19 protein-coding genes are annotated in these 23,676 nt (G+C 43.4%); 7 read left to right on the top strand and 12 right to left on the bottom strand.

Going from position 1 to position 23,676, the window contains the following annotated elements; genetic code table 11:
- Nucleotides 1-66 precede the first annotated feature (66 nt).
- Entirely contained in the window at nt 67-1,647 is a 1,581-nt protein-coding gene (malX, locus tag VCASEI_RS00510; RefSeq protein WP_089111190.1) for a maltose/glucose-specific PTS transporter subunit IIBC, read from the bottom strand.
- Nucleotides 1,648-1,922: 275 nt separating this feature from the next.
- Here malX and malI point away from each other — a divergent pair, with 275 nt between their 5' ends.
- From malI to purD, 4 genes are all read left to right on the top strand, one after another.
- A complete protein-coding gene (gene malI, locus VCASEI_RS00505; RefSeq protein ID WP_086962401.1) occupies nt 1,923-2,945 on the top strand; it encodes a Mal regulon transcriptional regulator MalI in 1,023 nt (340 codons plus the stop codon).
- A 73-nt stretch (nt 2,946-3,018) separates the two neighbouring features.
- The gene (locus VCASEI_RS00500; RefSeq protein ID WP_226983320.1) at nt 3,019-3,222 is read left to right on the top strand and encodes a hypothetical protein; all 204 of its coding nucleotides are present in this window, start codon (nt 3,019-3,021) and stop codon (nt 3,220-3,222) included.
- 215 nt (nt 3,223-3,437) lie between these two features.
- On the top strand, nt 3,438-5,048 hold the full coding sequence (gene purH, locus VCASEI_RS00495; RefSeq protein WP_086962475.1) for a bifunctional phosphoribosylaminoimidazolecarboxamide formyltransferase/IMP cyclohydrolase: 1,611 nt from the start codon (nt 3,438-3,440) through the stop codon (nt 5,046-5,048).
- 381 nt (nt 5,049-5,429) lie between these two features.
- Nucleotides 5,430-6,728, top strand: a complete 1,299-nt coding sequence (purD, locus tag VCASEI_RS00490) for a phosphoribosylamine--glycine ligase (protein ID WP_086962403.1) — start codon at nt 5,430-5,432, stop codon at nt 6,726-6,728.
- Nucleotides 6,729-6,845: 117 nt separating this feature from the next.
- Here the strand turns inward: purD and VCASEI_RS00485 are convergent, their stop codons facing one another.
- The 3 genes from VCASEI_RS00485 to VCASEI_RS00475 form a co-directional block, all read right to left on the bottom strand.
- Nucleotides 6,846-7,574: a DUF1481 domain-containing protein gene (locus VCASEI_RS00485; RefSeq protein WP_086962405.1), complete on the bottom strand. Its 729-nt coding sequence runs from the start codon at nt 7,572-7,574 to the stop codon at nt 6,846-6,848.
- Between the two features lie 87 nt (nt 7,575-7,661).
- Complete coding sequence (gene hupA / locus VCASEI_RS00480; protein ID WP_017026563.1) at nt 7,662-7,934, bottom strand: nucleoid-associated protein HU-alpha; 273 nt, start codon at nt 7,932-7,934, stop codon at nt 7,662-7,664.
- Nucleotides 7,935-8,189: 255 nt separating this feature from the next.
- Nucleotides 8,190-8,789, bottom strand: a complete 600-nt coding sequence (locus VCASEI_RS00475) for a YjaG family protein (RefSeq protein WP_287031623.1) — start codon at nt 8,787-8,789, stop codon at nt 8,190-8,192.
- Nucleotides 8,790-8,893: 104 nt separating this feature from the next.
- On the opposite strand from VCASEI_RS00475, the gene VCASEI_RS00470 reads away from it, so the two are divergent.
- Together VCASEI_RS00470 and VCASEI_RS00465 are read left to right on the top strand one after the other, a co-directional pair.
- Nucleotides 8,894-9,829, top strand: coding sequence for a D-2-hydroxyacid dehydrogenase (locus VCASEI_RS00470; RefSeq protein WP_086962409.1), 936 nt, complete (start codon nt 8,894-8,896; stop codon nt 9,827-9,829).
- A complete protein-coding gene (locus VCASEI_RS00465; RefSeq protein ID WP_086962411.1) occupies nt 9,829-10,413 on the top strand; it encodes a uracil-DNA glycosylase family protein in 585 nt (194 codons plus the stop codon). The genes VCASEI_RS00470 and VCASEI_RS00465 overlap by 1 nt, the downstream gene beginning before the upstream one ends.
- A 2-nt stretch (nt 10,414-10,415) precedes the next feature.
- Here the strand turns inward: VCASEI_RS00465 and VCASEI_RS00460 are convergent, their stop codons facing one another.
- The 6 genes from VCASEI_RS00460 to nudC all read right to left on the bottom strand — a co-directional run bounded on the left by VCASEI_RS00460 (nt 10,416) and on the right by nudC (nt 17,513).
- The gene (locus VCASEI_RS00460; protein WP_086962413.1) at nt 10,416-11,600 is read right to left on the bottom strand and encodes an ABC transporter permease; all 1,185 of its coding nucleotides are present in this window, start codon (nt 11,598-11,600) and stop codon (nt 10,416-10,418) included.
- The gene (locus VCASEI_RS00455; protein WP_086962415.1) at nt 11,597-12,754 is read right to left on the bottom strand and encodes an ABC transporter permease; all 1,158 of its coding nucleotides are present in this window, start codon (nt 12,752-12,754) and stop codon (nt 11,597-11,599) included. The genes VCASEI_RS00460 and VCASEI_RS00455 overlap by 4 nt, the downstream gene beginning before the upstream one ends.
- A gap of 5 nt (nt 12,755-12,759) precedes the next feature.
- Nucleotides 12,760-13,746 (bottom strand): HlyD family secretion protein, encoded by a 987-nt coding sequence (locus VCASEI_RS00450; protein ID WP_086962417.1) that lies wholly within the window; start codon nt 13,744-13,746, stop codon nt 12,760-12,762.
- Nucleotides 13,746-15,131, bottom strand: a complete 1,386-nt coding sequence (locus VCASEI_RS00445; protein ID WP_086962419.1) for a TolC family protein — start codon at nt 15,129-15,131, stop codon at nt 13,746-13,748. Before VCASEI_RS00445 ends, VCASEI_RS00450 begins: the two co-directional genes overlap by 1 nt.
- Before the next feature lie 273 nt (nt 15,132-15,404).
- Nucleotides 15,405-16,475 carry a uroporphyrinogen decarboxylase gene (hemE, locus tag VCASEI_RS00440; protein WP_089111189.1) on the bottom strand — a complete coding sequence of 357 codons (1,071 nt, stop codon included), beginning with the start codon at nt 16,473-16,475 and terminating at the stop codon, nt 15,405-15,407.
- Nucleotides 16,476-16,745: 270 nt separating this feature from the next.
- Nucleotides 16,746-17,513, bottom strand: a complete 768-nt coding sequence (gene nudC / locus VCASEI_RS00435; protein WP_086962423.1) for an NAD(+) diphosphatase — start codon at nt 17,511-17,513, stop codon at nt 16,746-16,748.
- Nucleotides 17,514-17,699: 186 nt separating this feature from the next.
- Here nudC and rsd point away from each other — a divergent pair, with 186 nt between their 5' ends.
- Nucleotides 17,700-18,188, top strand: coding sequence for a sigma D regulator (gene rsd / locus VCASEI_RS00430; RefSeq protein ID WP_086962425.1), 489 nt, complete (start codon nt 17,700-17,702; stop codon nt 18,186-18,188).
- A gap of 75 nt (nt 18,189-18,263) precedes the next feature.
- Here the strand turns inward: rsd and VCASEI_RS00425 are convergent, their stop codons facing one another.
- Together VCASEI_RS00425 and rpoC are read right to left on the bottom strand one after the other, a co-directional pair.
- On the bottom strand, nt 18,264-19,157 hold the full coding sequence (locus VCASEI_RS00425) for a DMT family transporter (protein ID WP_086962427.1): 894 nt from the start codon (nt 19,155-19,157) through the stop codon (nt 18,264-18,266).
- A 198-nt stretch (nt 19,158-19,355) separates the two neighbouring features.
- Complete coding sequence (gene rpoC / locus VCASEI_RS00420; protein ID WP_086962429.1) at nt 19,356-23,555, bottom strand: DNA-directed RNA polymerase subunit beta'; 4,200 nt, start codon at nt 23,553-23,555, stop codon at nt 19,356-19,358.
- Nucleotides 23,556-23,676 lie beyond the last annotated feature (121 nt).

Raw genomic sequence — 23,676 nt, 5'->3', positions numbered from 1 at the left:
ATTAAGATAAACCCAAAAAAGGGAGGAGTCGAAATCTCCTCCCTTAATAGACTAATTCACCTCTTTTTACGCAGAGGCATTCATGAGCGATTGCATTTCATTTTTAACCATATGAACTTGTGGGCCAATCACAACTTGTAAATTATGGTCATCTAACTTAACCACACCCAATGCGCCATTGGCTTTCAATATGGCGTCATTGACCAAAGACATATCTTCTACCGACATGCGAAGGCGAGTAATACAGTTATCAAGCGAGGTAATATTCTTCGCGCCACCCAATGCTTCAAGAATAATGTCACCTTTGTAACCTAACTTGCTCTCTTTTATTTCAGCAGCAAAAGCTAGCTCATCATTGGTTTCTACTTCACGTCCAGGCGTTTTCAAATTAAAGCGAGTTATTGCAAAACGGAATACACCGTAATACACCGCAAACCACACCGCAGCTACAAGCGGTACTAAATACCATTCCGTTTTGGTACCCTGCAGTACACCAAAGATGAAGAAATCGATAATGTTGCCATCGGTATTACCAATCGTGACATCCAACAAGCCCATCACCATAAAGCCAAGGCCAGTTAAGATAGCGTGTACAAAATACAGTACCGGCGCAACAAATAAGAAGAGGAACTCAAGTGGTTCGGTAATACCACCCACGACACACGCCACCACACCAGAAAGTAATAATGCTTTTACCTTGCTGCGGTTTTCAGGTCGAGCACAGTGATACATAGCCAACGCCGCACCCGGCAAACCACCTAAGAAGGTTGGCATTTTACCTTGAGACAAAAACGCCGTCGCTTGTGGATCAAAGTTGGTCACGCTTGAACAAGAAAGCTGCGCATAGAAGATGTTCAATGCACCACTCACCTCTTGCCCACAAACATGCAGCGTACCACCTGCCTCTGTAAAGCGAATTAATGCGACAAGAATATGATGTAAACCAAACGGTAAAAGTAAACGCTCACCAGTACCGAATAGGAATGGGCCAAATGGACCCGCATGAGAGATAACCGACCCAATACCATTAATCCCCATCGCAAAGTAAGGCCAAACTACCGGAACCGCTAGCCCCACCAGACCTAAAACGACGGATGTAATAATAGGCACAAAACGGGCCCCACCGAAAAAGGCAAGGGAATCGGGCATCTTATAAGTGTAAAAACGGGCATGCAGCTTCGCCACAATAATCCCCACAATAACCGCACCCAAAATCCCCGTATCAATCGATTGAATACCAATAATCGATTTAACGCCATAAGCCGTTTCAAGCTCCGGATTACCCAGTACTCCCGCTACAGTTAAGTAAAAGTTGACCGACAAGTTCAGAGCTGCAAAACCAACAAAACCAGAGAAAGCCGCCACCCCTTTTTCTTCACGAGCCAATCCCAGAGGAATCGCAATCGCAAACATCACCGGTAAATAGATAAAGGCGACTAAACCGATCTTGGTCATCCATAAGAAAATCATTTGAAGGACAAAGTTGTCTAAGAAAGGGAGGCTTTCCTTCACAGCAGAGCTCGAGAGAGAGCTACCGACACCAAGCAAAATTCCTGAAAAGGCAAGCAGTGCCACCGGTAGCATGAAGGTTTTTCCCAGGCTTTGGAAAAACTCCCACATGGTGGTTTTTTTCTTTATGTTAGACATAGTTTGTCACTCCAAGTGATAACGTATTCGTTATAAAATCGATGATAAAAAGACTGCTAAAACGTTTTATCAAATTATATTTAAAAAATGCCGACACGGTACAAAGTGATTGAGTGTCAGCATTGTTTTAAAATTAGAAATAAAGGATAAAACGTTTTACCTACATATTTTGCAGACTTGATCACGGTTATTTACGACCAAAACAAGCATTGTTTGATTTTGTGATCCGGATAAAAGAATCTATCTTCATGCACTTTTTATTAATTTAGCGGACAATGAGCATACCCAAACCGAAAATCACCGATGTCGCCAAATATGCTGGCGTTTCTGTTTCTACCGTATCACTGGCATTAAGTGGTAAAGGCCGAATTTCTGAAGCGACTATCAGTAAAGTCAATCAAGCAATCGAGACCTTAGGGTACGTACGTAATACCGCGGCGGCGAATTTACGATCACATACGTCCAATCTCATTGGATTAGTGCTGAAAGACATTACCGATCCCTTTTATATGGGCATCACGGCTGGTCTAAGTGATCAATTAGAAAAACAAGGCTATATGCTGTTTCTCGCCCAATCGGGTAACGATAAAAGTAAACAGCTTCATTGCATTCAATCGATGATCCAACAAGGTGTCGCAGGCATTGTGTTTTGCCCTGTCCGCGAGGGAACACAATCGTGTCTTGATCTTATCGAACAAGCGAATATTCCGGCCATCAGCATTGCCCGAGCCGACATAAACGCCAAGATTGACTACGTAGGCCCAGATAACACTCACGCTGCTACACTAGCCACCCAACACTTAATCGCTCAAGGCCATCGCCATATTGCTTACTTAGGTGGAACCAGTGGCTCCCTAACTCGAGCCGAACGCATTGGAGGGTATTGCTCAACCTTAATGCAATATGGTCTGCCCTTTAAAAATGAATGGGTCGTAGAATGCGACAAACGCCAACAGTCGGCCGCCGATGCCGCACAAAAATTGTTAAATAAACATCCGAAAATCACAGCTATTTTATGCCATCGCTCCGCGACAACCATTGGTGCTATTTACGGTGCTCAAGCGGCGGGAAAAACCATAGGGAAAGATAATTACATCGGCCAACAAGTTGCCCTTCTTGGGTTTGATGATGCTGCAGAAGCAGAACTCACAACCCCTTCACTCAGCTTTGTGAATACGTCAACCAAACAGATAGGCCAACAAGCCGCACTGCAAATGGTCAGAAAAATGAAGCAGCCACATCTACCGCCACAACGTATCATTATTTCTCCTACCATAATTTTACGCGACTCAGCTTGATAAAAACCTGACTTAACACCAGATACTATTGAGGTTATTATTTACACACCACTTATTCATTTTAAGGATCGAAATGAAAACACTCACTATTCAAGCTATCTTGATATGCTCTACTTTATTGACTCTCGGTTGCGCAAGCCAAGATAAACAAGAGTTCAAAGAAAGCGCGCGTGATGCCGCTCAAGCCACCAAAGAAGCTGGCCGAACGATTGGTCATGCTACTCGCGATGCGGCTAAAGAAACCGGCCACTTTTTCCGCGATATATTCAAAGATTAACCTACTGATATTTATTAACAAACGAAAAAGCCAAACGATTGCGCGAGCTTTTTAGTCTGAAGTTAGTTAGAATGTGCGCCATCAAATCTTGGAGTATGGTTCGCGATTTGCACCACTCTACAATCATAAAGGTTTTTACCAAAGTCGTGCTTATTTAGGCCTATTTTGGCAAACATCTTTATTTTTAACTCCGTGATTTAAGGAATATGGAAGCCATGCAAAACGCTCGCCCAATTCGCCGCGCTTTAATCAGCGTATCTGACAAAACTGGTATTGTAGAATTCGCTCAAGCACTGACTGAACGTGGTGTTGAAATTCTTTCCACTGGCGGTACTTTTAAGCTGCTACAAGATAATGCCATCACCGCTACAGAAGTCTCTGATTACACAGGTTTCCCTGAAATGATGGACGGCCGCGTTAAAACCCTTCACCCGAAAGTACATGGTGGCGTATTAGGCCGTCGTGGTACGGATGAAGTGGTAATGGAACAACACGGCATCAACCCAATTGATATCGTAGTGGTTAACCTTTATCCATTTGCAGAAACAGTCGTAAAAGAAGGCTGCACACTAGAAGATGCCGTTGAAAACATCGACATCGGTGGACCAACGATGGTTCGTTCTGCCGCGAAAAATCACAAAGATGTAACGATTGTGGTGAATGCGCACGATTACGATCGCGTCATTACTGAAATGGATGCTAACGACACGTCTTTGACTTTAGAAACCCGTTTCGATTTAGCGATTGCTGCCTTTGAACACACAGCCGCTTACGATGGCATGATCGCTAATTACTTCGGCACTATGGTTCCTTCTTACGGGGACAATAAAGAAGGTGATGCAGCTCCTTCTCCTAAAAATAAAGTTAAATTTCCTCGCACCTTCAACCAACAGTTCGAGAAAAAACAAGACATGCGCTACGGTGAAAACAGCCACCAAGCTGCGGCATTCTATGTAGAAGCTAACCCTCAAGAAGCATCCGTTTCTACCGCTCGCCAAATCCAAGGTAAAGCCCTGTCTTACAACAACATTGCCGATACGGACTCAGCCCTTGAGTGTGTGAAAGAATTCAATGAGCCAGCTTGTGTGATCGTAAAACACGCCAACCCTTGTGGTGTGGCGCTAGGTAAAGACATTCTAGAAGCTTATAACCGCGCTTATCAAACCGATCCAACATCAGCATTTGGTGGCATCATCGCGTTTAACCGTGAATTAGATGCCGCGACAGCAACCGCTATCACTGAGCGTCAATTCGTTGAAGTGATTATCGCCCCGTCTGTTTCAGCAGAAGCGATTAAAGTTGTGGAAGCGAAAAAGAACGTACGTCTACTAGAATGTGGCGAATGGACAAGCAAAACCACTGAATTTGATATTAAACGTGTTAACGGTGGCCTACTGGTCCAAGATCGTGATCAAGGTATGGTAGGACTGGATGACCTTAACGTGGTATCGAAACGTCAACCAACGGAAGAAGAGCTAAAAGACGCGCTATTTTGCTGGAAAGTGGCGAAATACGTGAAATCGAATGCGATTGTTTACTCAAAAGGCGATATGACGATTGGTGTGGGCGCTGGCCAAATGAGCCGCGTTTACTCAGCAAAAATTGCTGGCATTAAAGCGGCTGACGAAGGTCTACAGGTTGAAGGTTGTGTGATGGCATCGGATGCATTCTTCCCATTCCGTGATGGTATCGACGCTGCAGCTGAAGCTGGCATTAAGTGCGTGATTCAGCCCGGCGGTTCAATGCGTGATGATGAAGTGATTGCCGCAGCCGATGAACACGGCATGGCGATGATCTTTACCGGCATGCGTCATTTCCGTCACTAATTTAACTCTTCATATTTGGCGTTGTGGCGTTGTTAACTGCTTTCACTCACTCCGGTCACATAGCGAGCTATGCTCCCGAAGATGAGCTCAATTGTAGCCTAGCCACAACACCAACTATTTTGAGTAAAGATCGTATAATTGAGGAGTAGTGTAATAACTCTTCCAATTATGTCGAAAAACGGTTTGATAAATTTAGATGCCCTTCTTGTCGTCATCCCGGAAACGAGGAACGAGTTATCCGGGATCTTATGCAACAAACGCACAGGTCCATCCCCAGTGCGCTTCATAAGATTCCGTATCTTCTTCGCTTAGGCTCATGTACGGAATGACGGCTCCAAAAAACGGATCTAAATAAAAATTAATTTTAGGGATACCTTACATATGCAAATTCTGATTATCGGCGCCGGCGGCCGCGAACACGCACTAGGCTGGAAAGCAGCACAAAACCCAAATGTTAAAAAAATCTTCATTGCGCCGGGTAATGCCGGCACCGCGCTTGAGCCAAAATTGGAAAACATCAACATTGGCGTTGAAGATATTGAAGGCTTAGTTGAATTTGCTCAAAACAACAGTATTGAACTGACGATTGTTGGCCCTGAAGCACCGCTGGTCATTGGTGTGGTTGACGCTTTCCGTGCGGCAAAACTGCCTATCTTTGGCCCGACTAAAGATGCGGCGCAACTTGAAGGCTCTAAAGCGTTCACTAAAGACTTCCTAGCGCGTCATAAGATCCCAACGGCTGATTACGCTAACTTCACGGAAATCGAGCCAGCATTGGCTTATGTGCGTGAGAAAGGCGCCCCTATCGTGATTAAAGCGGATGGTCTTGCAGCTGGTAAAGGCGTGATTGTTGCGATGACGCTACAAGAAGCTGAAGATGCCATTCAAGATATGTTGGCTGGCAATGCCTTTGGTGACGCGGGTAGTCGCGTGGTGGTTGAAGAGTTTCTTGATGGTGAAGAAGCCAGCTTTATCGTGATGGTTGATGGTTCAAGCGTTCTGCCAATGGCGACGAGCCAAGACCACAAACGTGTTGGCGATAAAGATACCGGACCAAACACTGGCGGCATGGGCGCGTATTCTCCAGCCCCTGTAGTGACACCTGAAATCCATGAACGTGTACTTGAAGAAGTCATATACCCAACCGTGCGCGGTATGGATGCTGAAGGTTATCCATACACAGGTTTCCTTTACGCTGGCCTTATGATCATGGCAGATGGCACACCAAAAGTGATTGAATACAATTGCCGCTTTGGCGATCCAGAAACGCAACCTATCATGATGCGCATGCAATCAGATTTAGTTGAGCTTTGCTTAATGGCGATTGATGAAAAATTAGATGAAGCGGAATCTCACTGGGACCCTCGCGCTTCGATTGGCATCGTACTGGCTGCGGGTGGTTACCCTGCTGATTACGCCAAAGGTGATGTCATTAGCCTACCAAGCGGCGCAGAAGTGGAAGGTGAGAAAATCTTCCACGCTGGCACCAGCAACAATGAAGCCGGTGAAGTGGTCACATCTGGCGGTCGTGTACTATGTGCGACCGCATTAGGTAACACCGTTTCAGAGGCTCAACAACGCGCTTATGAGCTTGCTAAACAGGTTAGCTGGAATGGTATGTTCCATCGCAATGATATCGGTTATCGTGCGATTGCTCGCGAAGAAGATGCTAAAAAATAAAAACGACCCACTCGCCGAATTATTATCGGTGAGTGGTTTTTGGTTACATCAATGCATAAAAAAGGTGCTCACAGTAACTGTGAGCACCTTTTTTATATTCGTTAAATAGCAAACTTATTAGTTCATAATCAAATGAGAGCGCTGTATACAGCCATGGCTTACCTTTTCAAGAGCCAATAAGTTCTCAACAGTTACCGTTTTACTTCTCTTATTACTGCTGCCAATAAAGGCGGCATAGCTGGTTAACCCATTTAAACGTTGTTTAACCATGATAGGTAATGAAGCTTCTTCAAATTCCACATTCTTATATTGCACACCATCGCAAGATTCAAACGTCTGCCCATCCCATACCCCTTGGATCAACTTCAAACCTTGTGAGTTTAAGTTTTCGACGGTTTCAACCAATTTACTGGCATCTTGCGCATAACCATTTAAATCATTTTGGTTAAGAGGCAACACTTGATTGTTCACTCGATAACGCTGATAAATCGCTTCACCTTCAGTACTAAAGCGAATATGAACAAGAAAAGGCTTAAGGGCTTGGTCAGATTGTAACATTTCCCCTTCACGAACAATTTCTTTTATGGTGCCATCTTGCCATTGATAACTAGTCTTATACCAAGCATTATCAGGAAGTTCAACGAAATCAGAAGCGGTTTGAGGTTTAGACATCGCCCGGGTAAACCAATAAAAAGATTTCATTTGGCCGTCATAAGCGCCGCCAGATAAATTAACAGCTTCCACAGAACCACTGAATTTTCTGCTTATTTGATCCTGCCAAGAAAGAGTTGAAGAACAACCCGCAAGCAGTAAAAGAGAGACAATAGGGAGAAATATACGCTTCATAAAAAAACTACGTTGAGAAGAAACTCAACGTAGTATATACGCAAACAACCGCAATATGCGAGTTGCGAATAGTCAGAATTTAGCTAATTATTTAACCGCGTCTTTTAAGGCTTTACCAGCTGTGAATGCAGGAACGTTTGCTGCAGAAATTTGGATTTCTGCACCCGTTTTAGGGTTGCGGCCAGTGCGAGCTGCACGATGGTTAATTTTAAAAGTACCAAAACCAATTAGTTGCACTTGGTCGCCATCTTTAAGTGCTTCTGTAACACCACCAATAGTTGCTTCTAGAGCTGCTTTCGCTTGTGCTTTAGATAGGTCAGCTTTTTCAGCTATTGCATCGATTAATTGAGTCTTGTTCATTCTAGGTTTCCCTTCTCATTTTGTTTTAGAAATCTGAATCCACTCTAAAACATAAATGCCCCGTCTGGCAAAGGTTTGTCGCGATTCTTTTGCTCTTATGACGTATTTTTAACCGTAAATTGAGCTTTAACTCACAATTTATATTTTTTAGGTAAAAACCATGACAAATTTATGAATTTTAAGCTATTAGAGCCCCCCCATCATTGCAGGGTTAGCATTCAGCATTCTTATGGTTTTTCTTTCATTTTTAACATATTAATAATCAACACTAATGCCAATATTGCTGACACCTTCTTCACGCAATTCTATACGCAGCTCTTTGATCAATTCAATATCGCGAATCTCCGTTTCTCGTAATGGGCGAAATAGTGCCCATTGGACATCCCACTCCTGACAAATGGCTTCATTTTGCTTTTGGTTTTCATTGGTGATTTCGTCACAGCCTTGTGCTTCTTCTAATTGAGCAACCGTTTTAACCGACACTTGGCTTAAATCGATCATCGCTTCAAACATCTCTTCTCGATCAAGCAATGCGTGCAACAAAATAGAAAGCCCGATACAAGCATCAATTGCTGGGTACACAGCGTAGAACTCAAATTCTTCTGAACTTGGGATCAACTCTTCAAGTTTTTCCAACTGACGCTCAAAATTTATTTTGGCCGTTTTAACCGTTAATAGCTCCCACACGCTATCTAAAATTTCACGATATTTACGGGCGTCGGCAAACTCTGTATTTTCACAGAACAAAGCATAATTTGGGTACATGCGTTCACATAGGCAAGCCATAAATGTCATTTGCTGCCAAGGAACGAATTTTTCTAGACGGACTTGCAGGGGATTCTGTAGCATAATCACTCAAAATATAATCAAAAAAGACAGCAGAAGTGTACTTGATAACCGATCCGTTTACTTGAAAAAGCATTCGGTTTTCTAAAAAAACCAGGAGAAACGTTCATCTTATGGCATCTATCTTACCCCAACGACAACCATTGTTGTACATTGCATCAAAACAGGCCAAGATTTATCGCCAGTTGTTGCAACATTCCAATCTACAAAGTCTGCCTCTAACAGAAGACAAAACACAAGCGACCATTGTTCTGGCCGACCCACCGATATTGGCCACTCAATTACAAGATTTTCCTAAATTAGAATGGGCACAATCTACCTTTGCGGGTATCGATGCCTTAACCGAACCATCACTGAGAAAAGATTATCAACTCACCAATGTAAAAGGCATTTTTGGGCAATTAATCAGTGAATATGTACTCGGCTACTCGTTAAGTTACTTTCGACACTTTCAGCAATACCAGCAACAACAACAGCAATCTCTATGGCAGCCCCATACTTACCAGTCGGTGATGGGAAAAAAAATGATCATTCTAGGCACAGGCTCCATTGGTGCTAAATTGGCCCAGACGGCATCAGTCTTAGGGTTTATACCGATTGGAGTTAACCGCCGTGGCATCACAACAGAAAGTACCTTTCAGTATTGTTATGCTATTGAGAAACTTGATGAAGCATTAAGCCAAGCCGACATAATAGTGAATACTCTGCCAAGCACTGAACAAACAAGAAATCTATTGAACGAATCTCACTTGTCGTATTGCCGTGAGGCATTACTCTTTAATGTCGGAAGAGGCGATACTATCGATGATGAAGGCTTATTCATCGCATTAAAAAATAATTGGATCGCGCAGGCTTATTTAGACGTATTCCCCATTGAACCTATCGCCAAAGATCATCCATATTGGCAACACTCTAAAGTCACCGTGACTCCACATATCGCGGCGATCAGCTTTCCTGAGCAAGTCTTCGAAATATTTGAACAAAACTGTCAGCAATGGATAAACCGCCAACCATTATTCAATGAAGTTAACTTTACACGAGGCTATTAATGTCGCGAGCGCACTTTAATGATCTAATGAAACAAGTGTCACAATGTCAAATTTGCGCCCCACATCTTGCTCAAGGCTGTCGGCCTGTACTGCAAGTAAACCCTCAAGCGACCGTGCTGATTATTGGCCAGGCTCCCGGTTTGAAGGTGCATAAAAGTGGCATCCCTTTTGATGACGCTAGTGGTGAGCGTTTACGATTATGGATGGGAATAGACCAATATACTTTCTATCAAGCCGAAAAACTGGCGATTATGCCAATGGGGCTGTGTTATCCAGGTAGAGGTAAAAGTGGGGATTTACCTCCTAGGAAAGAATGCGCGCCACAATGGCACCCTACGATTTTAGAACACTTACCCAATATTAAGTTGATCTTGTTGATAGGACAATACGCACAACAAGCCTACTTAGAGAATAAACCAAAGACCCTGACAGAAACGGTTCAGGCATGGCAGCAATGGGCCCCGAAATATATTCCGTTGCCTCATCCTTCACCTCGTAACAATATCTGGCTGAAAAAAAACCCTTGGTTTGAACACGATGTCCTGCCGTATTTACAGCAACGCATCCACAAACATTTAAGATAATATCATGGTGCCGAGCGTTTGGATTTACATCGGTGATGAGCATCGAACTTTGATTGCCTTGCCATCAACCATAGCGAGATGGAGCCATAAATGAACACCTGAGCCCATAGTTGCCAGAGATACGGTAAGACTTGTTCAAAACTGGTCCCCATTTGATTTAATCGTAAAAAACCATTAATGGCAGGCGTAGACGGTACAAGTTGTGCCAACCAATTCAGTACGGTGGGTAGCTCTGAGGTTGGCCACACAAAACCGGCACAAAAGACCAAGGGTAAAGAACTGAGCACCACGATTACGGTCGCAATTTCACGCCGCGGAACCAATTCACCGATCACCATCCCCGTAAAAATCACCGCCAATAAGAAAGGGAATATCATCGCAAGCAAAGGACTAATCGAAGCCAACTTACTGATCCCATAAAATTCAAAGCTAAAACCAAAGTAATACATCACCAGTGGTATATAGGTTAAGAATAAAATCACCGTTCGAGCCGACCATAAATCAAATGGATGACATTCTCGCCAGTAGCCACTTTGATCAATTTTTCTTTTTTCATTTTGCTCGCCACCAAGTAATCCTGCCGCAATCAATAATGTTTGATGCAAAATCAATACAAATACAGCCGGGACGATGTAATTTATATACCCATTTGTGGGGTTAAAAACTGGTTGCATCGATAAATTAATTGGAGCGTATTGCAGAGAAGCCAACACTAGATTTTCACCGGACATCACCATACGAGAAACTTTGGCTTTCGTCGATAAGGTACCACCAGCGGTCGCAAGCCCTTCAACCACCGTGCCATAAACTAAGAAATACGCTGCATCCCCTGCGTAAGCCAATGTTGGGCTTTTTCCCAACAATAAATCTCGGCTAAAATGGCTAGGGATGACTAAAATGCCATGCACATCACCTTGATCAAACAAGTACTTTGCCGCATCTAAACTGTAGGCATGTTGTGTGATATTAACTTGCGGTGTGGCATTCACCATACGTTCCAGTTGACGACTGGTTGAAGTATTGTCTAAATTAACCACTACGATCGATTGTTCTCTTGGCAACTGCTGGCTATACGGCAATGGATATAAAAAAGAATACATCACAACACCACCAAAAACCGTCAGCAATAATGCGCTATTGGTGTAGATAGTTTTCATCTCATCACGAAAGACCTCCCACCAACTCATTTTACTTCTCCTCGATTAGCGCTATCGACCAAAGACCGAGCTTTCAAAAAAACGACGCCCAACAAACTCAGAAATAAAGCTAAAGCCAATAATTGTCCTGCCGCTTGGTCTAATCCGACACCGTTGTTGACTTGCTTTATCTGTACATCAATATAATGGCTCACTGGCAATAAATTTCGCCAGATTTGTGCCAGCATCGTCATGTCGCTCGAAGGGAAAGTGACGCCCATAAAAGCAAATGCCGGCGCGGTGAAGGCCGCGACAAAACTCATGGAACGAGTCACATCTTGCGTGAGCATAAAAAAGGCGGCACCAACACTTTGACACGCGAGTACCATCAGGATCTGTCCAAGTAATAATATTCCCCAACTGCCATGCATTGGCCACCCTAACAAACCATACATCGCCGATAAGAACACCAGTCCCTGTATTAAAAATAAAACCGAATAAGGTAATAATTTTGCAAAAACCGAATGAATAGGATGCTTCCCCAACCAAGTAATCACCCCTTGTCGCCTCTGCTCAATGGCAAAACTTAATACCGTTGTCGCGACAATGAATATCTGCCAAAGCGCGGGCACCGCCGCGGATACCAAAAACTGACCATAATGGCTATTGCTGTTAAACAACGCCGTAATTTGAGTTTGGATGGGCACCGCTTGTGCTAAAGCTTGTTGGGGCGCAACATTCCCTTGGCTCATATTTTTCACAGCACTAATCTGTGCATTATATGTGCCTTGGGCTTGCTGCATTGCTGAGTTAACGAGCTTACCAATCAAAATAAACTGGCTATTATAAAACGTCGTAACTGTTGGAGCATGGCCTAATACCACACTTCTTGTAAGATCATCAGGGATAACCACTAACGCATAAATTTGACCCGACTTCATAGCGTCACTGCCTTTTTTAACCGACGTAAAGCCCTGAGTAACCGCCAATGTTGGCGAGGCATCGTAGTAACGAATTAAACCACGAGATAGAGTGCTTTGTTCAAGATCAACCACCCCGATGGGGAGATCTCGTGCCGTTCCGCTTGAAAAGACCCACCATAATGCAAAAAACATCAGCAATGGTAACCACAGCAACAATGCCTTCAACCAAGGTTGTTGACCAATAATCTGAAGTTCTTGAGTCACCCTCTCACGCATAAGCATCTCAACTACTCACCTTGTGAGTCGAGTAAGACACTCATGCCCACTCGTAAATCGGCAATAGGTTTTACCGGGCGAGCTTCCACTTCAAAGGTTCTCATATCAAACCCTTGACTTGAATCGGTCGTGCGCCACGTCGCAAAATCCCCCATAACGGCAATGTGAGTCACGATAAAAGGGTAGCTTTCCCTCCCCAAGGCGGGTATAGAAACGGAGATTGTTAAGCCTTGTTTAAATTGTTTTAATTTATCCTCTCGAATATGAAATATTGCCCATGCATCCTTCATATCGATTATCGTCACTACCGGGAAGCCTTGAGGCGCTAACTCCCCAGAATGCAAAAAGATGTCACTCACTTCACCATCATGCCAACTTGAAACTTTGGTATCGGCAACATAGGCTTCAACCTCGGCAACCGCCCCTGCAGCTTGTTGCTGTTGTGCTTGCGCAGCACGTTTGGTTTCATCACGAGCACCCTCTTGCGCCATTTGAAACATTTGATAGGCCGCCCGCTCGGTATAAAGCGAGGCTTGCCATTGCGTATAAGCTTCATCACGTTTTTGTTCAGCTACAACGCCATCTTGATAAAGATTTTGTACTCGTCGATAGGTTTTCTCCATCAAAGAAGACGCGGCTTTGGCTTTACGCCACTGATCTTGAGCGGCGGCAATTTCTTGGCTACGAGCTCCGGTTTTTGCTTGATCAGCCATTGCCCCAGCCGCTCCTTCCGCCGCTTTCGCTTGCGCCAATTTCGCTTCAATTTCTGGGCTGAGTAAGGTGAAAATTTGCTGTCCTTGTTGAACTTCATCACCTTTTTTAACCAATACTTGGTCAATACGTCCCGGTACTTTCGAGGATATCAGATATTGCTGAGCTTCAATTTGACCCTGAAAACGTTCTGCTTTTGGTTGATAGGCCAGCCAAAAGGTGTACCCAAGCCAACTGATGACAACAATGGCAATAACAGCAAAAATAATTGATTTGGTTGAGCGCATTATTGAACCTCTAATCCTTGGTATTGTTGATATTGTGTAAAGCTGTCCTCCTCACCACTGACAGCCAGCAAACGAGACAAAGACAACACATATTGATAAGCCGCTGCAGAACGCTGAGTTTTGATGTTGTTTAAATACATTTCAGCATCAACCACATCTAACGAGGTAGATAACCCCTGACTAAACGCTTTTTTCTGCAAACGAATATTTTCTTCTGCCATATCAACATTCGACCCAAGCCCGTTATATTCTTCTAATGCTTGATTGGCTTCGCGGTAGGTTTTTTCCACCAGCAACGATAAGTCTTGCTTTGCTTGAGCCCTCAAGTACCCCACTTTTTTAATCGCACTATGTGCCGCACCAACCTTATCAGAGCGACCAGACGTATCTAAAAGGGGGATACTGACCCCAACCCCAACAAGCCAATCTGGAGAGCTATCCCCAACTAAAGTGTCATCTTTGTAAATATTATAATTACCGTATACATAGACTTCTGGGTAATATTTTCCTTTCTCGACTTCAACCAATCCACTGGCTTGCTTTTCTTTCGCATCTAAAATACTTAATCCCGGATAATCAGATAAGGTCTTGTCTAAAAAAACTTGCATCGGGGGCAGGCTTTCATTAATAAACAACTTAGTAGATGGTTGTGCTAAAGAAGGCGATTTAATTAAATGGGTTAAAGCCATTTGAGCTATTTCAACATCACGTTGAGCTTTCTTAGTTTCTACTTTTGCTTTGTCGTAAGATACTTCAGCTTGCAAGCGTTGTACTCGGGCTATTTGCCCTTGCTCTTCCATCTTTTTGGCATGATCTAAATGTTCTTTTAAGCCTTGCTCAACATTTCTCCTAGTTTCTAACACTTGCTGAGTGAGAACGACACCAAAGTAATATTTAGACAGGTCTTCAAACTTTCCCTGCTGCTTCATGGCGAGCATATATTTCGCCTCATCGGCTTGAGCGGCAGCAATGTCTTGCGCAGCTGAAATACGCCCACCCGTAAAAATAGGCCAAATAGCACGAATCGAGCTGGTAAAAATATCTTTCTCAAGCAAAGTCGAGGTTAACATGCCATCAAAAGCTTGAATCAATGCATTGGAACCAACGGAAGTGCTATCTGCAAGCTGAGAGGGAGAAACGGTGACATCATCGTCAAGCCTTGTGTAGTTAGCGCTTAACGTCACACTTGGTAAGTTTAAAGCGCCAGTGGCTTCTTGTTTAAATTGGGCTTGTTCAACCCCGGCACGCTCTGCCGCTAGGCCATCGTTATTATTCAGTAAGGTCTGCCACGCTTGTTGAAAACTCGTGTCTTGTGACCATGCAGGCCATGAAGACAATACGGTTAAGGGGAGCCATATCAGTGAAAATTTGGTCTTCCATTTCATGCCTTTCGTCCTAAATAACTATCGTCATAAATCAAATCTATACCTAAACAGCGTCATATACCGGACTCAATCAATAATCATCGATTATAAATTAAGTGCCCGTTTATTGATGTTGTCACCTTACGCTATTAAAGCATAACTGATCGGATCTGATTAAAAAACAATTCAAATCAGTGCATTCGCCTACATTTTCATACCGAGAATCCAAAAGATAAAAAAGCGCAACCAACTGGCCGCGCTTTCTTTATGGTTTATCGTTTTTATTTATGGTGACTATTTTTGATGATAAGGCTTAGAAAGTTCATGCACTGCATCGACAAACACGCCTGCATTTTCTGGTGGAACGTCTAAGTGAATACCATGCCCCAAATTAAAGACGTGGCCAGTACCAGCATCACCGAAACCTTCTAGAATCGAAGCCACTTCTTGACGAATACGTTCCGGTTGAGCATATAACATTGATGGATCCATATTACCTTGTAGCGCCACTTTATCGCCCACACGCGCAACGGCGTCAGCAATGTTAATAGTCCAATCCAATCCAACCGCATCACAGCCTGTCGCGGCAATTTTCTCCAACCACATACCGCCATTTTTAGTAAATAATGTGACAGGAACACGGCGACCATCATTTTCGCGAATTAAACCATCGACGATTTTGTGCATGTACTGCAATGAAAAGTCATTATAATCACGTGGCGTTAATACGCCGCCCCAAGTATCAAATACCATGACAGACTGAGCGCCAGCTTTAATTTGGGCATTCAAATATTCAATGACACTATCGGCCAACTTATCTAAAAGCGCATGTAGGATGGCCGGATCGGCGTACATCATTTTTTTGATTTTGGTAAAGGCTTTTGAACTTCCTCCTTCAACCATATACGTCGCCAGTGTCCAAGGACTACCAGAAAAACCAATCAGTGGAACTTCACCTTGCAAGTCTTTACGAATTTGGCGAACCGCGTTCATCACATACTGTAATTCCCCTTCAGGATCCGGCAGACCAATTTTATCCACATCAGCTTTACAAGTAATTGGGCGCTCAAACTTAGGGCCTTCACCGGCTTCAAAATACAAGCCTAAGCCCATTGCATCGGGAATGGTCAAAATGTCTGAAAATAAAATGGCCGCGTCTAATGGAAAACGGCGCAGTGGTTGAAGGGTAACTTCTGATGCCAATTCAGCATTTTTACACAACGACATGAAATCACCCGCCACGCTGCGTGTTTGACGATATTCAGGTAAATAACGACCGGCCTGGCGCATCATCCATACTGGTGTGTAATCCACAGGCTCTTTCATTAGAGCGCGTAAGTAACAGTCATTTTTTAATTCTGTCATTTTTCTATCCTAAAAAATTGGGCAATCTTTATTCTGCTCGTATTCTAACATCGCACAGCGCACATTTTGCTAATGGTTTGTAATAGAGATCATGTTCTTGAACATTAAATTCTGTTGATATTTGCTTGATCAGGGCTATTTGTTAATACTTTATTGGCTAGCAATTGATTTGCTAATGAAAATCATAACAAGCTCGAACACATGAATGTTCAGCATCTCATAACGACATCTTACTTACCCCTCCGGCGATCCCGGAGGTTTTTTTAGCTATTAATCAACAATACCAGTATTTAAGGTGTGCTCAATTAAAGCTCGAGCAATTGTTCCTTTTGGCGCAACAGGCGGTAACGTATCTTTGTTAAACCATCCAGCCGACGATAGTTCTTCTTTGTCAACTAGAATTTCTCCACCCGCATAATCCGCGAGAAAAGCCACCATCATACTGGATGGAAATGCCCAAGGTTGACTACCAAAATAACGAATGTTCGCGACCTCAATTCCTGTCTCCTCTTTAATTTCACGCGCTACGCATTGCTCAAGCGTTTCCCCAACTTCAACAAAACCTGCAATTACCGTATGCATTCCACTAGTGTGGCGAGCATGCTGCGCCAGTAATATTTGATTATCTTTTTTTATTGCCACAATAATACAAGGAAAAATACGTGGGTAATGCAAGGTTCGGCAATCTGCACACTGCATTGATAATTGATTATGATTAAGATGATTACGCCCCCCACATTGATTACAAAAGCGTTGAGCGCTTGCCATATGGCCATATTGAATAGCACGACTAGCCATTAAGAATAACGACTCAGATTCCGTTAATAATTCTCTCAATGGCGTCATTTCTAGCTCATCATCAAGGTCACTCGCATTTAACCAATAGCAAGGTTGACCATCTAGTTCACCAATATAAATGGCATGCTCTATTGGTAAATTGAGCGCTTCAGCCGTTTCATAAGGCAATGTTTTGTCTTGTAAATGTAACGTGCTGTTGTCAACGATACACCAGTTTACTTTTTGATCTTTTTTTAACATCAGCCTATCTCATTGCTTGAAGTTCCACCATTTTACTGGCAATCTATTTTCATACCAGTGCTTATCGATTAACGGTCAATAATCACTCATATAACTACATGGTATACACTGTCAAAAAGGACACTCTATTTCATGAATAGAGCCGCTATTCGCAATCAATGCGTTAGCCATTATGAGGATATAGCCATGCTAAATAAATTAAAACAAACTCAAGCTCAATTTGGCGGATCCAGCGATGTTATCGACCATTGGCTCGATACAAGACAACGTTTGATCGTTGAATATTGTAAATTAGCGGCTTTAAAGCCTAGCTCTCAAAAAGTGGCATTAACACAATTACCATCCCCACAGGAACTGCAAAACTTTTGTCAGCATGTTGTTGATTATATTTCTGAAGGCCATTTCAAAATTTACGATATGGTCATGCAAAAATGGCAAGCAACGGGATTTTCTCCAACTGATGAGATCGATCAAACTTACTTCAAAATAGTCACAACAACAGAACCCTTACTCAATTACACCGATAATTATGCAGAAGTGGATACTGAAGACGAATTAGAAGATTTTGATGCCGATTTATCTCAAATTGGTGAAGTTTTAGAAGAGCGCTTTGAACTTGAGGATCAACTCATTCAAATGATCGCGGAAAGTTTAGAAATCCCTCCGGGAGCGTAGCGGTTTTAGGATTATCGCGTCACTTGTTTTTGATATGTCAAATAACCGTATTAACGATAATCCACCCCTTCGAGCTTATTTTTGTGGCACTTCAGCCATCACAGGCTTAGTGCTATTACTTCTTTGAGCCAAAATAACCCCACCAATGATCATCGCCATTCCACTATAATGAAACAAGGTTAATTGCTCATTCAAAATAACACTGGCAAATACCGCTGTCACCGCTGGCATTAAATTCATAAAAATCGCCGCTTTATCTGCACCTAAATGTTCAATGCCCATCATCCAGCACCAAGGTGCAATGATTGAAGCTAATAATCCTGCGTATAAGATCAAAGGAGTAGTTTGTTGATTGAAATTTACGGGAGTACTGACGCTAAAAAGCGGTAAAAGCATCACTAACGCGCAACACACTTGCACGTAAACAGATTGCCAATTTGAGATCGGCATCCGCCAACGCTTAATAAGCACGACATATAAGGCATAGGCTAATGTTCCTAATAGTACCAAGGTGTCACCTCGGTTCATGCCTTGGGAAAACAATCCCACCACGTCTCCATGGCTAAGCATAATAACCAAACCGCCGAAAGAAATAACGGCACCAAGTACGGCATACCAAGTCAGTTTTTGATTCAGTAATGGAATACTCAGAAAAAGCCCCATCAAAGGTACTAATGAAGTAATTAACGACAGATTTAATGCTGTGGTACTTAGCCCTGCGTAGTAACCTAAAGATTGATTAATCACCATGCCAAGTAAGGCTAGCAAGGCTAATTTAGGGAGATAAACCGCAATGGTTTTTCGGTTTTTCCAAGCAGGAGAGATTAAAAAAGGCGTTAAAACAATAAAAGCCACCAGCCAACGGTAAAATGAAATCGCTCCCGGATCGATGACCGTCGAAGCCATCTTATTAATAATAGAATTACCCGCCCATATGAAAACGGTAATGATAGGAAAAAGATAGAGCATATTATTGAGTATCTTAGAAAAAGTATGATCGCAGTATACCCCTTCTATTTTGTATGGCTATTGTCTTGTTCCACTCTCCATTAATATACTTAACGTCAGTGATCAGTCTCCAAAACGTTTCACCACAAAAACAAAAAGGCACCTATAAAGGTGCCTTTAAAAACTGTCATTCTACTGAATGCTTATGACTCTTAAGAGTTAATCTTCAGAGAAACCGGCATTAAGAAGTGCAGCTAGATTATCAGTTGCTTGTTCAGCTGAAGGACCTTGTTCTTGGTCTTCGCGTTGCTTCTGACGCTCTTGATGGTAAGCATAACCTGTACCAGCTGGGATCAATCGGCCCACAATTACGTTCTCTTTCAAGCCACGTAGTTCATCACGTTTACCAGAAACTGCTGCTTCTGTTAGTACGCGCGTCGTTTCTTGGAACGATGCGGCAGAGATGAACGACTCAGTTGCTAGAGACGCTTTAGTGATACCTAATAGATCACGCTCGAATTGCACAAGCTCTTTGCCTTCAGCTTCAAGCTGACGGTTAGCAATTTTAACTTGTGAAAATTCAACTTGCTCGCCTTCAAGGAATTCTGAATCACCTGAACGGGTGATTGTACACTTACGTAGCATTTGACGAACGATAGTTTCGATGTGCTTATCGTTAATCTTTACACCTTGTAAGCGGTAAACTTCTTGAACTTCATTAGCAATGTATTGCGTTACAGCGTGAATACCACGTAAACGTAAAATGTCATGCGGTGTTTCTGGGCCATCAGAAATGACATCACCACGTTCTACTTTCTCGCCTTCAAACACGTTCAATTGACGATGCTTAGGAATCATTTCTTCATAAACATCCCCGCCTTCACGAGTAATCAATAGACGACGTTTACCTTTGGTTTCTTTACCAAATGCAACCGTACCAGTATGCTCAGCAAGAATCGCAGGCTCTTTCGGCTTACGTGCTTCAAACAAGTCCGCTACGCGAGGTAGACCACCGGTGATATCTTTGTTTCCGCTCGATTTTTGAGGGATACGAGATAACGTGTCACCAATACCTACTTCTGCACCATCTTCGATGTTTACAATCGCTTTACCCGGCAAGAAGTAGTTCGCTGGCATATCTGTACCAGGGATCATTACATCATTACCTTGAGCATCAACAAGCTTGATTGCTGGACGCATATCTTTACCTGCTGTTGAACGCTGCGCAGGATCTACTACTTCACTTGAAGATAGGCCAGTTAGGTCATCAGTTTGGCGAGAAATGGTTACACCATCAATCATGTCTACGAACTGGATGCGACCTGCCACTTCAGTGATGATTGGCATGGTGTGTGCTTCCCAGTTAGCCACAACATCACCAGCCGTAACTGCTTCGTTGTCTGCTTTGCTTAGCAATGAACCGTAAGGAAGTTTATGCTTCTCTTTAGTACGGCCAAACTCATCAATGATAGTCATTTCTGATGCACGTGAAGTGATAACCAATTTCTTATCTTTATTGATAACAAACTTAGCATTGTGAAGTTTCACAGTACCAGTGGTTTTCGCTTGGATGCTGTTTTCTGCTGCTGCCGTTGATGCCGCACCACCGATGTGGAAGGTACGCATGGTTAGCTGTGTACCCGGTTCACCGATAGATTGAGCAGCAATAACACCAACTGCCTCACCTTGGTTTACCTTGTGACCACGAGCCAAATCACGACCGTAACAGTTTGCACAACAACCGAAGTCTGCTTCACACGTTACAACTGAACGTACTTTGATCTTATCAACTGAGTTATCTTCAAGGATCTGACACCACTTCTCATCAATTAGAGTATTACGTGGGATCAATACTTGCTCAGTACCTGGCTTAACAATGTCTTCCGCTACAACACGACCAAGCGCAAGCTCCGCCAGTGCAACTTTAACATCACCACCTTCGATATGAGGCATCATGTCAACGCCTTCGAAAGTGCCACAGTCATGCTCTGTAACCACAACGTCTTGAGCAACGTCTACTAGACGACGAGTCAGGTAACCTGAGTTCGCGGTCTTAAGTGCGGTATCGGCCAAACCTTTACGAGCACCGTGGGTTGAGATGAAGTATTGAAGTACGTTTAGACCTTCTTTGAAGTTTGCTGTGATCGGCGTTTCGATGATTGAACCATCTGGACGCGCCATCAGACCACGCATACCGGCTAACTGACGAATCTGCGCTGCAGAACCACGAGCACCGGAGTCAGCCATCATGTAGATGCTGTTAAACGATTCTTGCTGTTCTTCTTCGCCATTGCGGTTAGTTACCGTTTCAAAAGAAAGGTTATCCATCATTGCTTTTGCAACGCGGTCGTTGGTAGACGCCCAAATATCGATAACTTTGTTGTAACGCTCACCCGCAGTAACAAGACCTGATTGGAATTGTTCTTGGATTTCACGTACTTCTTCTTCTGCTTCTGCAATTTCAGTATATTTCGCTGCCGGTACAACCATGTCGTCGATACCAACAGAAACACCAGAAAGTGCCGCGTAGGCAAAACCTGTATACATGATTTGGTCTGCAAAGATTACAGTATCTTTAAGGCCAAGTTTACGGTAGCACTCATTCAACAACGTTGAAATTTGTTTCTTACCTAGCTTTTGGTTCACGATTTCAAAAGGAAGACCTTTTGGAACGATCTGCCAAAGCATAGCACGACCAACTGTCGTATCACGCATTGCCGTATTCGTTGTGGTGTTACCATCTTCATCAACGATCGTTTCAGTAATGCGTACTTTAACGCGAGCGTGTAACTCAGCAGTCTTAGTACGGTATGCCTTTTCAGCCTCTTCAGGGCCAGCAAGGTACATACCTTCACCTTTAACATTGATCTTATCACGAGTCATGTAGTAAAGACCCAATACAACGTCCTGAGAAGGTACGATGATCGGATCACCAGATGCTGGTGAAAGGATGTTGTTGGTCGACATCATTAGCGTACGAGCTTCAAGCTGCGCTTCCAACGTTAACGGTACGTGTACCGCCATTTGGTCACCATCGAAGTCGGCGTTATAAGCCGCACACACGAGTGGGTGAAGCTGAATCGCTTTACCTTCGATAAGTACTGGTTCAAACGCTTGAATACCAAGACGGTGAAGTGTTGGTGCACGGTTTAGTAGAACTGGGTGTTCACGAATCACTTCATCTAGGATATCCCAAACGATCGCTTCTTCGCGCTCTACCATTTTCTTCGCCGCTTTAATCGTTGTAGCCATGCCACGTGATTCTAGCTTGCTGTAGATAAATGGTTTAAATAGCTCTAGTGCCATCTTCTTAGGAAGACCACACTGGTGTAGACGAAGGTATGGACCTACTGTGATTACAGAACGGCCAGAATAGTCTACACGTTTACCAAGTAAGTTCTGACGGAAACGACCTTGCTTACCTTTGATCATGTCAGCCAAAGATTTAAGAGGACGCTTGTTAGAACCCGTGATCGCACGACCGCGACGACCGTTATCTAGCAGCGCATCAACAGATTCTTGCAACATACGCTTTTCGTTACGTACGATGATATCTGGAGCAGCTAAGTCTAGAAGACGCTTCAAACGGTTATTACGGTTGATCACTCGACGGTATAAGTCGTTCAGATCTGAAGTCGCAAAACGACCGCCATCTAATGGTACTAGAGGACGTAGATCTGGCGGTAAAACTGGAAGTACAGTCAAGATCATCCACTCAGGGTTATTCCCTGAAGCAATGAACGCTTCGACCAATTTTAGACGCTTAGTCAATTTCTTACGTTTAGTTTCAGAGTTAGTGGTTTCTAGCTCTTCACGCATCTGCTCAGCTTCTGCGTGCATGTCCATGGTGTGTAGCAGATCTTTGATCGCTTCAGCGCCCATTTTCGCAACAAATTCGTCGCCCCACTCTTCTAAACGGTCTAGATATTCTTCTTCCGTTAGCATTTGACCTTTTTCAAGATCCGTCATGCCAGGTTCCGTCACTACATACATTTCGAAGTAAAGTACACGTTCGATGTCACGTAGCGGAATATCCATTAATAGGCCGATACGAGATGGTAGTGATTTTAGGAACCAGATGTGTGCAACTGGAGACGCCAGCTCGATGTGGCCCATACGGTCACGACGAACTTTAGTTTGTGTAACTTCTACGCCACACTTCTCACAGATAACACCACGGTGTTTCAAGCGCTTGTATTTACCACAAAGACATTCGTAGTCTTTCACTGGACCAAAAATACGCGCACAAAACAAACCGTCACGCTCAGGCTTGAACGTACGATAGTTAATAGTTTCTGGCTTTTTAACTTCACCGAAAGACCATGAGCGAATCATGTCTGGAGAAGCTAGACCGATTTTGATTGCATCAAATTCTTCGGTCTTATGCTGTGCTTTTAGAAAGTTCAGTAAATCTTTCACAATCAGCTCCTGTAAGGAGTTAAGAGACGCTCAAGTTGAACGCCTCTTTTCTACCGGGTTAAATCCGAGAGTTCTTTGTTATCAATAGCCGCCGTTGCTTTTAATATCGCAACGGCATTTC

This window comes from Vibrio casei (assembly GCF_002218025.2).
Taxonomy (GTDB): Bacteria; Pseudomonadota; Gammaproteobacteria; order Enterobacterales; family Vibrionaceae; genus Vibrio; species Vibrio casei.
This window is presented reverse-complemented; position numbering and strand designations above follow the sequence as displayed.

What these genes read in the sequence shown, in the direction of transcription:
- VCASEI_RS00460 (WP_086962413.1), bottom strand. Translation starts at nt 11,600, where the DNA reads ATGAGTTGGTGGGAGGTCTTTCGTGATGAGATGAAAACTATCTACACC.
- nudC (WP_086962423.1), bottom strand. Translation starts at nt 17,513, where the DNA reads ATGTTAAAAAAAGATCAAAAAGTAAACTGGTGTATCGTTGACAACAGC.
- hupA (WP_017026563.1), bottom strand. Translation starts at nt 7,934, where the DNA reads ATGAACAAGACTCAATTAATCGATGCAATAGCTGAAAAAGCTGACCTA.
- malX (WP_089111190.1), bottom strand. Translation starts at nt 1,647, where the DNA reads ATGTCTAACATAAAGAAAAAAACCACCATGTGGGAGTTTTTCCAAAGC.
- VCASEI_RS00450 (WP_086962417.1), bottom strand. Translation starts at nt 13,746, where the DNA reads ATGCGCTCAACCAAATCAATTATTTTTGCTGTTATTGCCATTGTTGTC.
- VCASEI_RS00500 (WP_226983320.1), top strand. Translation starts at nt 3,019, where the DNA reads ATGAAAACACTCACTATTCAAGCTATCTTGATATGCTCTACTTTATTG.
- VCASEI_RS00455 (WP_086962415.1), bottom strand. Translation starts at nt 12,754, where the DNA reads ATGCTTATGCGTGAGAGGGTGACTCAAGAACTTCAGATTATTGGTCAA.
- VCASEI_RS00465 (WP_086962411.1), top strand. Translation starts at nt 9,829, where the DNA reads ATGTCGCGAGCGCACTTTAATGATCTAATGAAACAAGTGTCACAATGT.
- VCASEI_RS00485 (WP_086962405.1), bottom strand. Translation starts at nt 7,574, where the DNA reads ATGAAGCGTATATTTCTCCCTATTGTCTCTCTTTTACTGCTTGCGGGT.
- purD (WP_086962403.1), top strand. Translation starts at nt 5,430, where the DNA reads ATGCAAATTCTGATTATCGGCGCCGGCGGCCGCGAACACGCACTAGGC.
- rsd (WP_086962425.1), top strand. Translation starts at nt 17,700, where the DNA reads ATGCTAAATAAATTAAAACAAACTCAAGCTCAATTTGGCGGATCCAGC.
- malI (WP_086962401.1), top strand. Translation starts at nt 1,923, where the DNA reads ATGAGCATACCCAAACCGAAAATCACCGATGTCGCCAAATATGCTGGC.
- purH (WP_086962475.1), top strand. Translation starts at nt 3,438, where the DNA reads ATGCAAAACGCTCGCCCAATTCGCCGCGCTTTAATCAGCGTATCTGAC.
- VCASEI_RS00470 (WP_086962409.1), top strand. Translation starts at nt 8,894, where the DNA reads ATGGCATCTATCTTACCCCAACGACAACCATTGTTGTACATTGCATCA.
- VCASEI_RS00425 (WP_086962427.1), bottom strand. Translation starts at nt 19,157, where the DNA reads ATGCTCTATCTTTTTCCTATCATTACCGTTTTCATATGGGCGGGTAAT.
- VCASEI_RS00445 (WP_086962419.1), bottom strand. Translation starts at nt 15,131, where the DNA reads ATGAAATGGAAGACCAAATTTTCACTGATATGGCTCCCCTTAACCGTA.
- hemE (WP_089111189.1), bottom strand. Translation starts at nt 16,475, where the DNA reads ATGACAGAATTAAAAAATGACTGTTACTTACGCGCTCTAATGAAAGAG.